Annotated in this window: 12 protein-coding genes; 5 read left to right on the plus strand and 7 right to left on the minus strand. The window is 71.5% G+C overall.

Features of this window, described 5'->3' with window-relative positions:
* Positions 1 to 18 precede the first annotated feature (18 nt).
* A complete protein-coding gene (locus tag ACYVF3_RS25790; protein ID WP_461156826.1) occupies positions 19 to 972 on the plus strand; it encodes a 3-hydroxyacyl-CoA dehydrogenase NAD-binding domain-containing protein in 954 nt (317 codons plus the stop codon).
* Positions 969 to 1,391, plus strand: coding sequence for a thioesterase family protein (locus ACYVF3_RS25795; protein WP_461156827.1), 423 nt, complete (start codon positions 969 to 971; stop codon positions 1,389 to 1,391). The genes ACYVF3_RS25790 and ACYVF3_RS25795 overlap by 4 nt, the downstream gene beginning before the upstream one ends.
* A 52-nt stretch (positions 1,392 to 1,443) precedes the next feature.
* On the opposite strand, the gene ACYVF3_RS25800 is transcribed toward ACYVF3_RS25795, so the two are convergent.
* Positions 1,444 to 1,890, minus strand: coding sequence for an Rrf2 family transcriptional regulator (locus ACYVF3_RS25800; RefSeq protein WP_461156828.1), 447 nt, complete (start codon positions 1,888 to 1,890; stop codon positions 1,444 to 1,446).
* 159 nt (positions 1,891 to 2,049) lie between these two features.
* On the opposite strand from ACYVF3_RS25800, the gene ACYVF3_RS25805 reads away from it, so the two are divergent.
* Positions 2,050 to 3,168, plus strand: coding sequence for an NADH:flavin oxidoreductase (locus ACYVF3_RS25805; protein ID WP_461156829.1), 1,119 nt, complete (start codon positions 2,050 to 2,052; stop codon positions 3,166 to 3,168).
* 101 nt (positions 3,169 to 3,269) lie between these two features.
* Entirely contained in the window at positions 3,270 to 4,043 is a 774-nt protein-coding gene (locus ACYVF3_RS25810; protein ID WP_461156830.1) for an enoyl-CoA hydratase-related protein, read from the plus strand.
* A gap of 7 nt (positions 4,044 to 4,050) precedes the next feature.
* Here the strand turns inward: ACYVF3_RS25810 and ACYVF3_RS25815 are convergent, their stop codons facing one another.
* Together ACYVF3_RS25815 and ACYVF3_RS25820 are read right to left on the minus strand one after the other, a co-directional pair.
* The gene (locus tag ACYVF3_RS25815; RefSeq protein WP_461156831.1) at positions 4,051 to 4,185 is read right to left on the minus strand and encodes a hypothetical protein; all 135 of its coding nucleotides are present in this window, start codon (positions 4,183 to 4,185) and stop codon (positions 4,051 to 4,053) included.
* On the minus strand, positions 4,182 to 4,991 hold the full coding sequence (locus tag ACYVF3_RS25820; protein WP_461156832.1) for an alpha/beta fold hydrolase: 810 nt from the start codon (positions 4,989 to 4,991) through the stop codon (positions 4,182 to 4,184). Before ACYVF3_RS25820 ends, ACYVF3_RS25815 begins: the two co-directional genes overlap by 4 nt.
* 4 nt (positions 4,992 to 4,995) lie before the next feature.
* On the opposite strand from ACYVF3_RS25820, the gene ACYVF3_RS25825 reads away from it, so the two are divergent.
* Complete coding sequence (locus tag ACYVF3_RS25825) at positions 4,996 to 5,430, plus strand: MerR family transcriptional regulator (protein ID WP_461156833.1); 435 nt, start codon at positions 4,996 to 4,998, stop codon at positions 5,428 to 5,430.
* A 432-nt stretch (positions 5,431 to 5,862) separates the two neighbouring features.
* On the opposite strand, the gene ACYVF3_RS25830 is transcribed toward ACYVF3_RS25825, so the two are convergent.
* The 4 genes from ACYVF3_RS25830 to ACYVF3_RS25845 all read right to left on the minus strand — a co-directional run bounded on the left by ACYVF3_RS25830 (position 5,863) and on the right by ACYVF3_RS25845 (position 13,555).
* Positions 5,863 to 7,389, minus strand: a complete 1,527-nt coding sequence (locus ACYVF3_RS25830; protein WP_461156834.1) for an amidase — start codon at positions 7,387 to 7,389, stop codon at positions 5,863 to 5,865.
* Positions 7,390 to 7,486: 97 nt separating this feature from the next.
* Positions 7,487 to 10,264 carry an AAA family ATPase gene (locus ACYVF3_RS25835; protein ID WP_461156835.1) on the minus strand — a complete coding sequence of 926 codons (2,778 nt, stop codon included), beginning with the start codon at positions 10,262 to 10,264 and terminating at the stop codon, positions 7,487 to 7,489.
* Between the two features lie 117 nt (positions 10,265 to 10,381).
* The gene (locus ACYVF3_RS25840) at positions 10,382 to 12,187 is read right to left on the minus strand and encodes an NAD(P)/FAD-dependent oxidoreductase (protein WP_461156836.1); all 1,806 of its coding nucleotides are present in this window, start codon (positions 12,185 to 12,187) and stop codon (positions 10,382 to 10,384) included.
* 126 nt (positions 12,188 to 12,313) lie between these two features.
* A complete protein-coding gene (locus ACYVF3_RS25845; RefSeq protein ID WP_461156969.1) occupies positions 12,314 to 13,555 on the minus strand; it encodes a helix-turn-helix domain-containing protein in 1,242 nt (413 codons plus the stop codon).
* Positions 13,556 to 13,579: the final 24 nt, after the last annotated feature.

Below are 13,579 nucleotides of genomic sequence, written 5' to 3' on the forward strand. Positions count from 1 at the left end.
TCGCGAAGGGAATCCACTGTGGACAACAACAGCGCATCGCAGGTCCGGCGGGTCGCCTGCATCGGTGCCGGCGTGATCGGCGGCGGCTGGGCCGCGCACTTCCTCGCCCGCGGATACCAGGTCACCGCGTGGGATCCGGCCCCTGACGCGGCCGAGAAGCTCCAGCGGCTGGTCGACGCCGCGTGGCCGGCGCTGACCGAGCTCGGCCTCGCCGACGGCGCCTCCCGCGACAACCTCACCGTCGCAAGCACTCTCGAAGAGGCGGTCGCCGAAGCCGAGTTCGTGCAGGAGAGCGCGCCGGAAGACCTCGAGCTCAAGCAGGACCTGCTGGCCAAGATCGACGCGGCCACGCCCGCGGGAGTGGTGATCTCCTCGTCGACCTCCGGTTACCCGATGACCGACATGCAGACCCGGTGCGCCAACCCGGGCCGCCTGGTGGTCGGGCACCCGTTCAACCCGCCCTACCTGATCCCGCTGGTGGAGGTCGTCGGCGGCGAGTCCTCCGAGCAGTGGGCGGTGGACTTCGCCGCGGAGTTCTTCGAGGTCGCGGGCAAGCGCGTGATCAAGATGGACCGCGAGGTGCCCGGGTTCATCGCCAACCGGCTGCAGGAGGCCATCTGGCGAGAAGCCCTGCACATGGTCGACAACGGCGAGGCGACCGTGGAGCAGATCGACGTCTCCATCACCGACGGCCCCGGACTGCGCTGGCCGCTGCTCGGACCGTGCCTGACCTTCCACCTCGCGGGAGGCGAGGGCGGGATGGCGCACATGCTCGACCACTTCGGACCGTCGCTGAAGTCGCCGTGGACGCGGCTGGAAGCACCGGAGCTCACCCCGGAGCTGCGCGACCGCATGGTCGAGGGGTGCGAGGAGGCCGCCGACGGCCGCAGCATCCCGGAGCTGGTCGCCGACCGGGACAAGGCCGTCATCGCGGTGATGCGCGCGGTCGGCGAGGTCCGGGAGGCGCGATGACCATGCGGCAGCAGGTCCTCCCGGAGTGGGTCGACTACAACGGCCACCTCAGCGAGGGCTACTACGTGCTGGTGTTCGGCTTCGCGACCGACGCCCTGATGGACCAGGTCGGCATGGACTCCGACTACCTGAAGCGGACCGGCTGTTCGCTCTACACGGTCGAAGCCCACGTCAGGTACCTGCGCGAGGTGCCGCCGGACTCGGAGCTGCTCATCACCACCAGGGTCGTCGAGGTGGGGGCCAAGAAGCTGCGCCTGTGCCACGAGATGGTGGTGGACGACGTCCTGCGGGCCACGACGGAACTCGTCGCCCTGCACGTGGATTCCGAGCAGGGCCGCGCCACCCCGTTCCCGGAGGACATCGCGGCGACGCTGTCCGATCGCGTCGAACCGGCCCCGGAGTACGCGGGCCGCGTCTGAACAGCGAGCGCGCGAAGGGCGGGGGCTCCGGCTGGAGCTCCCGCCCTTCGCGTCAGCTGCGGACCGGTTCCGGGTCCAGCGCGCGGATCTCGCGGACGCTGTCGGCGAGCGTGCGGTCGCCGAGCGAGGTCAGCACGGCGCGCTCGGCTTCAGCGGTGAGGTTGGCGAAGAACTCGCCGGTGCGGGCCGCGACCATGCACAGGTGCTCGCCGTCGGGCGAGCGCGCCCACAGCGGCTTGTCGCCGACGGCGCAGCGGTAGATCTCGGCGAGGGTGATCTCCTCGGCGGGCCTGCCCAGCCTGGCGCCGCCCCCGCGCCCCTTCGTGCAGATCACGAGCCCTTCGGCGTGCAGCGGGACGAGCAGCTTGCGCACGAGGCTCGGATTGGTGCTCAGCTCCTCCGCGAACTGGGTGGAGCTGCGCACCTCGGCCCCTTCCTCCGCCGCGATCGCCAGCCGCATCATCACCTGAAGCGCACGGCAGAACCGGATGTCCAGCACGTCTTCCACCCCCGTCCACAGGTCGGAACGCAGTCTAGCAACGCCACCATAATAGCGACTGTCACAGTTGCAGTTTCCTGAATCGAATATGTACCTTTGTCATGCACACTTCGAGTCCGGGCCTTTCAGACCGGGCACCACCGACAGGAGAGCATCGCTGTGAGCAGTCGCGCTTCGCAGGCACTGGCCCGCCCGTTCACCCTCGGCTCCGCCGAGCTGCCCAACCGCATCGTGATGGCACCGATGACCCGGCAGTTCTCCCCAGGAGGCATCCCCGGATCCGACGTGGCGGACTACTACGCGCGCCGGGCGGCCGCGGGCACCGGGCTGATCATCACCGAGGGCACCTACGTCGACCACGCCTCGGCCGGCTTCAGCGCCGACATCCCCCGCTTCCACGGCGAGGAGCAGCTGGCCGGCTGGTCGCGCGTGGTCGAGGCCGTGCACGCCGAAGGCGGCAAGATCATGCCGCAGCTGTGGCACGTGGGCATCCAGCGCCCGGCCGGCGCGGGCCCGTTCCCGGAGGCGCCGGTGGTCGGCCCGTCCGGAATCGGCATCAACGGCGAGCCGGGCACGGGTTCCCCGCTGACGCTCTCCGACATCGACGACCTGATCAACGCCTTCGCCGAGGCCGCGTGGGCCGCCGAGCGCATCGGCTTCGACGGCGTCGAGCTGCACGGCGCGCACGGCTACCTGATCGACCAGTTCCTGTGGGAGCGCACCAACAAGCGCACCGACGGCTTCGGCGGGGATGCCGTCGAGCGCACCCGGTTCGCCGTCGACATCGTCAAGGCGATCCGCGAGCGCGTGGCCCCCGACTTCCCGGTCGTGCTGCGCTTCTCGCAGTGGAAGGCCGACAACTACGGCGCCAAGCTCGCCGAGACGCCCGATGAGCTCTCCGCGATCCTCGCGCCGCTGGCCGACGCCGGTGTCGACGCGTTCCACGCGTCCGGCCGCCGCTACTGGGAACCGGAGTTCCCGGAGTCGGGATCGGAACTCAACGTCGCGGGCTGGGCGAAGAAGGTCACCGGCAAGCCCGTCATCACCGTGGGTTCGGTCGGCCTGGACGCGATCTTCGAACCCGGATCGCTCTCGGGTGCGGGTGCCGGCGTGCAGAGCATCGAGCGCCTCCTAGAGCGCTTCGAGCGCGACGAGTTCGACCTGGTCGCGATCGGCCGCGCGCTGCTGGCCGACCCGCAGTGGGGGTCGAAGGTGCTGGAAGACCGCCAGCACGAGCTGATCCCGTACACCAAGGACTCCGTGGCGAACCTGCACTGATCTCCCCCGCGGACAGGAGCAGGTCGGCTTCTCGGGGGTGTCGACCTGCTCCGCTGCGGCGGATCCCCACCGCCGACCGCCCGTCGCGGTACGGTCGCGGCATGGGCGAGCACGCGCACATCCTGACCCGGCGCGACGACGCGACCGTCACGATCACGATGAACCGGCCGCGCAGCCGCAACTCCCTGTCCCACGACCACCTCGCCGAACTGCTGGCGGCCTTCCGCGAAGCGGGCGAGTCCGACGCCACCGGAATCGTGCTCGCCGGCGCCGGCCCGGTGTTCTCCGCAGGCCACGACTTCGGCGACGTCGCCGCGCGCGACCTCACCGGCGTCCGCGAGCTGCTCCGGCTGTGCACCGAGCTGATGAACGCGATCCAGTCCGTCCCGCAGGTCGTGCTGGCCCGGGTGCACGGCCTGGCCACGGCGGCCGGGTGCCAGCTGGTCGGTGCCTGCGACCTGGCCGTCGCCGCCGAGTCCGCCGGGTTCGCGCTGCCCGGCGGCAAGGGCGGCTGGTTCTGCCACACACCGGCGGTGCCGGTGGCTCGCTCCATCGGCCGCAAGCGCCTGATGGAGATGGCGCTCACCGGCGACGTCGTCGGCGCGGCCACAGCACTGGACTGGGGCCTGGTCAACCGGGTCGCCGAGGACGACGCCCTGGACGAGACCGTCGCCGACCTCCTCGCCCGCGCCACCCGGGGCAGTCGTTCCAGCAAGGCCCTCGGCAAGCAGACCCTCTACTCCCAGCTCGACCGCCCGGAGCAGGACGCCTACGCCATCGCCCTGGAGGTCATGGCCGCCGCGTCCCAGCTCCCAGCCGCCCGCGAGGGCATGGGGGCCTTCCTCGAGAGGCGCCAACCCGACTGGCCGGGTTAGGCCGGCATCAGGTGTGCGGAAGCACAGCTGGAGCCGGATACGGCCGGGCGACGACGAAGGTGGTGATCGCGAGCACGGCCAGCCAGGTCGGCGCACCGCCGCGTGGGGACGCGTCGGACCGGGTCGCGACGGGAATGCTCACACCGACCGGGGGATGACGCTGTCGAGGAACTCACGCACGTGCCCAAGCCAGGTCGCCCGGTCGGGCTCGTTGAGGATGTGCGCGGCGCCGGGCAGTTCGACGAGCTTGGAGCCCGAGATCCCGGCGGCCAGACGCCGTTGACTGTCAGGAAGGACCAGCCGGTCGCCAGTCGCCGCGAATACCAAGGTGGGGACGTTCACTCGGGCGAGGTCCTCGCGGACGTCCACGTGGGAGCACAGGTCGAAGTGGTCCGGGGTGCCCGGGGGCATGGTGGCGAGGGTCCGGGTCACTGCGGCTTCCAGGTCGGCGGCGGAGATCTCGCTCAGCTGAGCATCCGTCATGCAGGACAGGACCGCCAACCGCGCCGCTGCGGACCACTCGTCCACCCTCGTCAGGTGCTTGATGAGCTGGGCGGCCAACGCGAGAACGGGGTCGGCGACCGGGAACCCGACCGTGAGCACGAGTGCAGTGACCCGCTCGGGGTGCCGGGTCGCGGCCCGCACGGCCAGTGTGGTGCCCAGCGACTCGCCGAGAACGGCGAAGGTCTCGTGACCGGCCTCGACTGCGGCGGCGACGAGCTGGTCGACGAGCTCATCGAGCTGCAGCCGCGCGGTGGCCACGGGCGTACCCCCGGCTCCCGGGTAGTGCGGGCCGACCAGCGTGTGGTCGACGGCGAGGGCGCCGAGCACAAGGCCGAAATTGCTCTCGATCCCACCGCCCGCGCCGTGGGCCAGCAGCAGCGCGGGACCGCTGCCCCGCAGGAGGACGTCGAGGTCGCACGGGGGGATCGTCTTCTCAGTGATCATGCCGATGACGCTAAAGTCTGACATCGGTGTCGGAGTCAAGCCGTTGCGGTGGGAAGTGGGCCACATGCGCATGAAGGAGATGGTCAGGCGCACCGAGGTGCACGAACGGCTGCTGCGCTACTACGAGCAACGAGGGCTGCTCACGCCGGAGCGCCTGCCGAGCGGTTACCGGGTTTACCGCGAGGAAGACGTGGAGACGGTCCGCCGCATCCGCTGCCTGCTCGCCGCGGGCCTGTCCACCACCATGATCGCTCAGGTCCTGCCCTGCATCCGAGACGACGACGGCCGGCTCACGCCCACCTGCCCGACCCTGGTCTCCCAATTGCACGAGGAACGGCAACGCATCACCCGAGAAATCGAAGCATTGCGGACCTCACGCCAGATGCTCGACACCGTGCTCGGCGTGACACCCACGCGGAGGCACGCCAGCAGCGCATGACGGGCCCCGGCAAGAGAACGTCGTGGTGCGTCCAGACGAACTCGGGTCCAATCGTGGCCGGCTCGCTTGTGGCCGGTGGCGTCGTCTATCCGAGGTCGCGTAGGGGTTCCGGCAATCACGGCCGAGGATGTGCAGGTCGCCAACCACGCCTGGCAGTGTCTTGGACAGCGGGCCTGGTGAAGCACCGACCACGAAGTCCGGTGGCTCTGGCGCCGTTGCTACCGGCACCCCAGGAGCGCCGACGGACGGCAGCAAGCAGCCGCAACGCTTCAGGGCCATCCTCATTCCCGTGCGATGTGCCGGTTGAGGAACCAACGGCACGACGAGGATCGCCACTCCATAAGGCTCAAACCCGCGCTCAGAAGCGAACCCCCTGTCCGTGTGGACGATCAGCTGGAGCCCCGAGCAGTCTGCTGGGGCGTGCACACGAGTTCAGGCATCCGTGCAGTCGACTTCGGACAGTGGCCGGAGCGGGGCCGAGTGTTGCCAAGGCGCTGCGATTTCGAGCTGCCTGGCCAGGCGCAGGAGCAGCGCCTCGCTCTGCAGCGGGCCGACGAACTGCACTCCCAGCGGCAGTCCCGCTTCGGTGCTGTGCAGCGGCAGACTGATCGCCGGACGCCCGGTGATGTTGGCCAGCTGCGTGTAGGGCACCCACGCCAGGTTCTTCTCGACGATCTGGTCCACCAGGCCGAGCAGCCGCAGGACGCGCGTCGTCCTGGTGCGGACCAGCAGCTTGGACATCGTCTGCAGCGCGGCCGGGGTGTCCAGCGATCCGACCTCGATCGGCGGCTCGCCCAGGGACGGCGTCATCAGCAGGTCGTAGCGGGAGTGGAAACCGGCGAGTGCGCCGATGTGCTCGCGTCGCCGTTCCTGCGCCTGCGACAGCTCGGTGGCACCGGCCAGCTCGCCCAGCGCGGCCATCATCAGCGTGTCCGGCTCGAAACCATCATCGCCGCAGCCGGTTTCGCGCTTGATGCGCGCGATCTCCACCGCCTGGTGGACGAACCAGATCAGCAGGAAGTCCTTGCCGAGCCGGAGGTCGTCGTGCGGCGGTTCGACCTCCTCGACCTCGTGACCGAGCTCGGTGAGCAGCTCCGCGGACCGTTCCACCGCCCGCACCGCCTCCGGGTGCGGCTTCTCGCGCAGCGCGCAGCGCGTGGTGTAGCCGATGCGCAGCGGGCCTGGAGCCTCGTCGAGCTGATCGGCCAGCGGCCGATCGGGCAGCGCCGCGGCGAACGGACTCATCGGCTCGGATCCCACCAGGAGGTCGAGCATCGCCGCGGAATCGCGCACGGTGCGGGACAGGACGCCGTTGGTGGCCAGACCGTTGAGCGGCTCGCTCTCCACCGGTCCGGCGGGCACCAGACCGCGACCGGCCTTGAGCCCGACCAGGCCGGTGCAGGCGGCGGGGATGCGGATGGAACCACCGCCGTCGCTGGCCGCGGCGACCGGCACGATCCCGGCCGCGACCGCCGCAGCGGATCCACCGGAAGAACCGCCCGGTGTGCGCTGCGGATCCCACGGGTTGCGGGCGGGGCCGAACAGGGCCGGTTCGGTGATGCCCTTGGAACCGAACTCCGGCGTGTTGGTCTTGCCGAACACGACGAGCCCGGCGTCCAGCCAGCGCTGCACGACGGTGTCGGTGACCGACGCCGTGCGATCGGCGAACGCGCGGCAGCCGTCGGAGCTCGGGGTTCCGGCCAGGTTCTGGTGCAGATCCTTGAGCAGGAACGGGACTCCCGCGAAGGGGCCCGAGAGCTCCCCGGACGCGCGCTGGTCGGCGTGCTCGTCGAGCCGGGCGACGATGGCGTTGATGACCGGGTTGACCGCATCGGCCCTGCTGCGCGCGGTGTCCAGCAGTTCTCGCGCGCTCGCCTGGCCCGACGCGACCAGCTCGGCCAGCCCGAGGCCGTCGTGCCGCAGGTACTCCTCGACGTCCACCGCTGCCCTCTTCCCCATCACCGGCCGCGCTCGTCGCGACGACGCGTGCTGCCTCGAACGATCGCGCCCAGCATCGCCGCTCGCGCGCGAGAGATCAACTACCGCCGGGGGGCGATCAGGTCCGGGCCTGCTGCCCTGCGGCCTCCACCGCGACCTCGACCCGGGAACGCACCCCGAGCTTGGCCAGCACGTGCGAGACGTGCACCTCGATGGTGCGCCGGGAGGCGAACAGCTCGGCCGCGATCTCCGGGTTCGACATGCCGTCGCCGACCAGCAGGGCGACCTGCCGCTCGGTCCTGGTCAGCGCCTGCCATCCCGTCGTGGCGCGGGGGCGCTTCGCGCGCGGCGACCGGATGCCGTGCGGGCTCATCCTGGCGGCGGACCGCTCCAGGTCCCAATGCGCCCCGAGACCGACGTAGACCTCCACGGCCTGCGCGTAGGCCTTGCGCGCCGCGGGTTTGTCGCCGTTCTCGGCGAGGACCACCGCCAGGTCCTCCACGGCGCGGGCGAGCTTGGGCGGCTGGGTGGTCTTGTCGTAGTGCTCGATGGCGGCGCGCAGCGTGATCGGGTCGCGTTCGAGCAGGCCCCGGCAGTGCTGGGCGGCGGCGAGGATGTTGGGCGCGGCACCGACCGTCGCACCGCTCACGCACCTGTTGGTGGCGCGGGTGGCGATCTCCTCGTTGCCGATGTCCCGGGCGAGCCGGACCAGCACGGGCAGCCACACGTAGCTGCTGCCGAACCGCTCGCTGGTGTCCATCACATCGGTGAGCATGGCCACCGCGCGCTGCGGCCGGCCTTCGATCTCGGCACCCAGCACCGAGGCCACCATCAGGAAACCGGAGTTCTCCTGGGAATCCGGCGCCGGCTCCCCCGCCACCGCCAGCAGCTGCTCGAAAGCCGCGCGGTTGCCACGGTGCCCGGCGAGCATCGCCGAGATCCCGTGCAGCCAGCGGAGTTGGTGCGAGGTCATCTCGCCGGTGAGCTCGCCCGCGGCCTGCAGCTCGGCGGCGGCGTCGTCCCAGCGACCGACGGTGAAGTAGTGGTTGGCCGCCGACAGCCGCACCACCGCGAGCCGGGACGGGGTGGCGCTGCGCTCGGCGATCGCCAGCATCTCGTGCAGCGCGCTGCCCGCTTCCTCGGCGTGCCCGAGGGCGAACAGCAGCATCATCCGGTTGCTGAGCACCTGCAGCCGCAGGTCCGCGTGCTCCAGGTCGTCACCGAGGGCGGACGCCGCCTGCTGGTAGCAGACCAGCGCCTCGGCGAGGTCGCTGTTGCGTGCCCGGGCGGTGCCCCTGACGTGCAGCGCGAGTCCCAGCGCGTAGTCGTCCTCGGACGCGTGCGCCTCGGCCATCGCGCGGTCCACGGTGGCCTCGGCTTCGGCGGAGGCTCCTCGCATGAGGTGCGCCTGCGCGAGCTTGGCCCGCATCCTGGCCAGCCAGCGGCGGTCGAAACCGGCTGCGGCCTCGGCCTTCTCGATGACCGCCGCGGCTTCGTCGGCCATCCGCCGCGCCGCCAGCGACCACACCAGGTACCAGGTGAGCTCTGCGGCGCAGGCCGGGTCGGCGACCTCGTCGAGAGCGCACTTGCTGAGGTCGTGGGCCTGCTCGGAGTGCTCCAGCTGAACGAGTGCGAGCGCGCGGGCGACGAGCAGGACCTCGCGGTGCTCGTCCTTGACGGGCAGCGGCACGAGGGCCGCGCCGAGGAGTTCCGCCGCGCAGGCCGGCACCCGGTGGGCCAGCTCCCGCCCGTGGCGCACCAGCCAGTCCAGCCCCCACTCGTCGAGTTCGGCGTCACCGGTGGAGATCGACGACAGCAGCTGCTCGCCGACCCGCTCGACGGACGCGCCGGATTCGCGCAGGACCTGGGCCGCCTGGCCGTGCAGGGCCAGGCGCAGCGCGGTCGGGGTCGTCTCGTAGAGGGACTGGCGCACGAGCTCGTGCCGGAAGCTCAGCTGCAGCCCCGATTCGACCAGCACCCCGGTGCTCAGCACGTCTTCGACGTGACCGACGAGATCCGACACCGGGCGTTCGGAGACCGTGGACAGCTCGGTCATGGAGAAGTCGGGGCCGAGCATCGCGGCCATCCGCAGCAGGCCGATCGTCTGGCCGTCGAAGAAGCCGAGCCTGCCGAGAACCGCCTCCGCCAGCGAACGGGAGACCGCGACCTCGCCGGTGAGCTCCGCCGTCCCGTTGTCGACCTGGATGAGCCGTTCCCGGGTCAGCGACTGCACGATCTCCCGCGCGTAGCGGGGGTTCCCGGCGGCTCCGGCCAGCATCCGGCGCAGCCTCGGGCCGGGGGCGGCGGCCAGGTGGGCGGCCAACGACGCGATCGCCGTGTCCCCCAGCGGAGGCAGAACGATCCGCCGCGCACCACCGCGCTCCTCGGCGCGACCACGAGCCGGGCCTGAGGCGGCGACCAGCAGCAGCGGGTGCTGCCCGGTCAGGGCCCTGAGCCGCTGCCACACCAGCAGGCTCGCCTCGTCAGCCCACTGGACGTCGTCGACGAGCAGCACCACAGGTGCGGTGGTGCACCAGGTGGTCACGAGCTCGACGACCGCGTCGGCGACCACCGGCGCGGCCGGGTCCTCCCCGGAGAGCCTGCCGTGCAGCTCCCGCAGCTCCTGCTCGGGAGCGTCGGGGCCGACGCCGAGGCAGTCCAGCAGCAGGCTCAGCGGGAACTGCGCGGAGAGCCGGTCGGCGGTGGCGTGGCGGACGGCGCACCCGTTGCTCGCGGCTTCGGCGATGACCTGCCCCAGCAGGGCGGTCTTGCCGATCCCGGGTTCGCCTTCCAGCCACAGCGCACCACCCGCACCGCTCACCAGCGACGCGACCAGCTCGCGCAGCTCGCCGAGCTCGGCTTCCCGTCCGAAGATCACCGGTTCCGCCGCCGTCATCACCCCGCCCTCACCCGCTCCGCCTGGCCTGGCGGAGCCGTGCCGGCCGCCGAGCCTAGCGCCTCCGCGCACCTGGTGAGCCCGGACGTGATCAACGACCGGCACCCGGCGGAGCGGTCAGGAGGTGTGGTGGACGTCCTGGAGGCCGTAGACCGGCGTCGGAATTCCCTCCGCTCTCGCCTTGAGCTGCAGCGCCAGGTAGAGGGAGTAGTGGCGGGACTGGTGCAGGTTGCCGCCGTGGAACCACAGGCCCGGCTGCTGGGTGGGTTTCCACATGTTGCGCTCCTCCCCCTCCCACGGGCCGGGATCCTTGGTGGTGTCGGAGCCCAGGCCCCACACCTTGCCGACCTTGTCGGCGACCTCCTGACCGACGATGTCGGCCGCCAGCCCGTTCATGGACCGGAATCCGGTGGCGTACACGACGAGATCGGCGTCCAAGCGGGTTCCGTCGGTGAGGACCACCGCGTCCTCGCTCAGCTCGGCGACGTCGCCGCTCGCGAGCCTCACGCTGCCGTCGGCGATGAGCTCGCAGGCTCCGACGTCGATGTAGTAGCCCGATCCGCGGCGGAGGTACTTCATGAACAGGCCCGACTCGTCATCGCCGAAGTCGAGCTGGAACCCCGCTTTCTCCAGCCGGGCGTAGAACTCGGCGTCCTGCTCCCGGATCACGTCGAACGCCGGCTTCTGGAACTCGTGCAGGATCCGGTACGGGATGGAGGCGAACGTCAGGTCGGCCGTGCGGGTGTCGACTCCCGCGGCCACGGCCTCCTCGGAGTACAGCGGTCCGAGGCTGTGCTTCATCAACGACTCCGACCGCACGACGTGCGTCGAGGAACGCTGGACCATGGTGACGTCGGCACCGGCCTCCCACAGCGCGCCGCAGATGTCGTGGGAGGAGTTGTTCGACCCGATGACCACGGCCTTCTTGCCCCGGTAGGCGTCCGGGCCCGGGTGCTGGGAGGAGTGGTGCTGGTCGCCGCGGAACCTCTCGTGGCCGGGGAACACCGGAACGTTCGGCTTGCCGGACACGCCCAGCGCCATCACCAGCTGGCGCGGGCGCAGCGTCACCTGCTCGCCCTCCCGGTCGACGACGAGCTCCCACCGGCCCTCGTCCTCGTCGTACTTGCCGCTGAGCGCCGTCGTGGAGCCCCAGTAGTTGAGCTCCATGACCTTGGTGTACATCTCCAGCCAGTCGCCGATCTTGTCCTTCGGCGCGAAAACCGGCCAGTTGTCGGGGAAGTCGATGTAGGGCAGGTGGTCGTACCAGACCGGGTCGTGCAGGGCGAGCGACTTGTACCGGCGTCGCCAGGAGTCGCCCGGCTTCTCGTTGCGCTCCACGATGATCGTCGGCACGCCGAGCTGGCGCAGGCGCGCGCCGAGCGCGATGCCCCCCTGGCCGCCTCCGACGATGACGACCTCGGGCTGGCGGGTGCGCCCGAGCTCGGCGAGTTCTGCGTCCCGCTCCTCCCGCCAGGTCACCCGGTCCGGGTTGGCGCCGTGCTCGGCGCCCCTCGGCCTGCGGTGCTTCTTCGGTTCCTCGTGGCCCTTGAGCTCGTCGAGGGTGGTCAGGAAGGTCCAGGCCTTGCCGTCGACCAGCCGCAGGTGGCCGGTCCCGCGTCCCGCCGCGGTCTCGAAGGAGAACCAGGCCTCGGTGACCCCGCCGGCCTCGGTCGGCTCGCCCAGGACGGCGAACTCGCCCGGGGTCGCGGTCGCCAGCGTCGCCCGCAGCATGGCGGCGATCTCCTCGCGGCCCTCGGAGGTCTTGAGGTTCCAGGTGAGCGCGATCAGGTCGCGCCAGTAGCTGTCGTCGCCGAACAGCGACGCCGCACGATCGGCGTCCTGGGCGGCGAGCGCCTCGGAGAACTCGGAAATCCACTGCTCGACCCGGGTTCGGGTCGCGTCGTGCTCCACCGTTTGACTCACGGACTACCTCCCGCGCGGGCGTCGTTGCCCTCGTCGCGACACCGGAGTGGTCGCGATCACATGTCCACTGTCATGGAGCCACACCGGACCGGACCGCGCACGGGTTGCGGGGAGTTGCATCGGCGCTCAGCCGCGCACCGCCGGTGCCGTCGAGTGCGGCAGCAGCGCCGCCGGTTCGTCCGGCCGCAGCACCTCGACCTCGACGGTGTCGCTGAAGCGGTAGGGCCGCCCGCTGAGCAGACCGCCGAGGTTGCGGCGCAGCCGGGACATCTCGGCTCGCACCGTGACCGTGCGCTGCGCGTCACCGAACACGTCGGCGGCCAGCTGCGCGGCGGTGCGCCCCTCCGGGTGCGCGGCCAGGAGGAACAGCAGTTCCGCGTGCCGCGGGCTCAGCGGGTGGTCCCAAGCGCCCGACGCGGAGGTGACCTCGATGCGGGCTTGCGAGGTCCGCAGGTCGAGCAGCGCCCTGGTGCCGTCGGCGGGGGTCGCGGGGTCCTCGTCGAGCAACCGCACGAGCCAGCCTCCGCGCACCGGCTCGACGACGCAGTCGCCGAGCGCGGGAAGCCACGCCCGGCCCGCGCCGCACCCGGCGGGCAGCGCGACGTGGTTGCGCGGGGCGATGCCGGTTGAGGCGGCGACCCACCCGTGCGGGTCGGTCACCACCGCTCGTCCCGCGACCTTCGCGAGCACCGGGACCGCGCTGCCGCGCAGCGCTTCGAGCGCGGTGAGGTGCTCGGCGTGCAGCTGGGACTCGGCCAGCTGCGCCACGGTCTGCACCAGCGCGAACGTGGTCGGGCTGACCGTGGCGGCCGGGCCGGAGAGATCCACCGCTCCGAGCAGCCGCCCGCTGCGCGGATCGTGCACGGGCGCGCTCGCGCAGGTCCAGGCGTGGTGCGTGCGCACGTAGTGCTCGGCGGAGTACACCTGCATCGGCTGCCCGGTCACCAGTGCTGTTCCGATCGCGTTGGTGCCCACGGCGTCCTCGCCCCAGCTCATGCCCTCGACGAAGCCGAGCGCGTCGGCGTTGCGGCGCACCGCGGTGCTGCCGTCGCGCCACAGCAGGTGACCGTCGGCGTCGGTGACGACCATGATGTTGGCGGTCTGCTCGGCGACTCCGCCGAGCCTCGCGCGCAGCAGCGGCAGCACCTCCGACAGCCCGGACGCGCGCCTGCGCTCGAGGAGTTCATCCGCCTGCAGCGGCTGACCGGCGCAGCCGCCTTCGGGGTCGATCCCCCGCGAGCGCATCCGCGTCCACGACGCGCCGATCACCGCCCGGGGCCGCGCGGGCGGGACCTCTCCGGCCACGGCCGCGTCGTGCACCCGGGCCAGCAGCCGCGCGTACCGGTGCGGGTCCTCGCCCGCAGGCATCGCCGCCTCGAAGCTCTCCCCGCG

This window comes from Saccharopolyspora tripterygii (assembly GCF_054778355.1).

What these genes read in the sequence shown, in the direction of transcription:
- ACYVF3_RS25795 (WP_461156827.1), top strand. Translation starts at nt 969, where the DNA reads ATGACCATGCGGCAGCAGGTCCTCCCGGAGTGGGTCGACTACAACGGC.
- ACYVF3_RS25810 (WP_461156830.1), top strand. Translation starts at nt 3,270, where the DNA reads ATGGGCGAGCACGCGCACATCCTGACCCGGCGCGACGACGCGACCGTC.
- ACYVF3_RS25820 (WP_461156832.1), bottom strand. Translation starts at nt 4,991, where the DNA reads ATGATCACTGAGAAGACGATCCCCCCGTGCGACCTCGACGTCCTCCTG.
- ACYVF3_RS25825 (WP_461156833.1), top strand. Translation starts at nt 4,996, where the DNA reads ATGACGCTAAAGTCTGACATCGGTGTCGGAGTCAAGCCGTTGCGGTGG.
- ACYVF3_RS25830 (WP_461156834.1), bottom strand. Translation starts at nt 7,389, where the DNA reads ATGGGGAAGAGGGCAGCGGTGGACGTCGAGGAGTACCTGCGGCACGAC.
- ACYVF3_RS25835 (WP_461156835.1), bottom strand. Translation starts at nt 10,264, where the DNA reads ATGACGGCGGCGGAACCGGTGATCTTCGGACGGGAAGCCGAGCTCGGC.
- ACYVF3_RS25845 (WP_461156969.1), bottom strand. Translation starts at nt 13,555, where the DNA reads ATGCCTGCGGGCGAGGACCCGCACCGGTACGCGCGGCTGCTGGCCCGG.